The organism is Mycobacterium sp. 1245499.0, assembly GCF_001673615.1.
Classification (GTDB): domain Bacteria; phylum Actinomycetota; class Actinomycetes; order Mycobacteriales; family Mycobacteriaceae; genus Mycobacterium; species Mycobacterium europaeum_A.
In genome coordinates this window covers 1-854 of record NZ_LZMG01000213.1, presented here as the reverse complement: position 1 = coordinate 854, position 854 = coordinate 1, and the positions used below count along the sequence as shown (strand labels likewise).

Annotated in this window: 1 protein-coding gene and 1 pseudogene; one reads left to right on the top strand and one right to left on the bottom strand. The window is 69.2% G+C overall.

The genetic code is table 11. From position 1 onward, the window contains the following. Positions 1-217: 217 nt before the first annotated feature. The gene (locus A5646_RS12165) at positions 218-565 is read right to left on the bottom strand and encodes a hypothetical protein (RefSeq protein WP_231998300.1); all 348 of its coding nucleotides are present in this window, start codon (positions 563-565) and stop codon (positions 218-220) included. 108 nt (positions 566-673) lie between these two features. Here A5646_RS12165 and A5646_RS28950 point away from each other — a divergent pair. Then, positions 674-781 (top strand): annotated as a pseudogene (locus A5646_RS28950) (PPE family protein); the annotation flags it as partial. Positions 782-854 lie beyond the last annotated feature (73 nt).

Below are 854 nucleotides of genomic sequence, written 5' to 3'. Positions count from 1 at the left end.
CCCGCGGTTTCCGCTGACCAAAACGCCGCATCGACACTCGAAAGCCGTCTCATCACCTGACCGTAACCCCCCAACCGCCGTCGCCACCAGCAATGGCAAACAAACTACCCGCCGGCTCGGCGCAGGAAGCGTCCGCGTGGCTACCGGGTCGACGCGGCTACCCGCGGGCACCCGTCTGCGACAACATATTTGTCCGTCCGGGTGCCAGGCGGGCGGCTCACTGGCTTCGATCGACGGGAGTCGCGGGCGAACTGGGCGACGTCGGGCTCGGCATCGATCGGGTCCACGCCCGTGGGACCGACAAGATCCCGATCGCCGCGCCGCGCCCGACGCTCACCCTGGGCGCCGCGTGATTCGTGCCGCCCCCCGGCGAGCACATGACCGCGGCCCTGCACAGCGCGGCGGCCTTGTTGAGGGAACTCAGGTGTTTGAGCGCGAAGTCGACCGGTGCCGACAACGAGCTCAACTTGGACAGCGGCGCCGTTGCCGACAACAGGGACGTATCAAAGGTGGCCAGCGGCGAGGTGGACAGCGCGCCCAGCGCTTCGGAGATGGTTGAGATCACTTGTCGGCCAGTCGTTATGACCTCCGGTGCGACGGTCAGGGTCCAGTTGCGAGACGGCGGGGTGACCCCCACGGGCTCGCCGGGGTCGGCGGCGGGCGGCGGCGAATCGAACGGATGTGGGCGCAGGATGCCGCGGCCATGTATGCCTACGCCCGCGCGTCGGCCGGCGTCTGGAAGCTGACACCGTTCGATTCGCCGCCGCCCGCCGCCGACCCCGGCGAGCACATGACCGCGGCCCTGCACAGCGCGGCGGCCTTGTTGAGGGAACTCAGGTGTTTGAGCGCGAAGT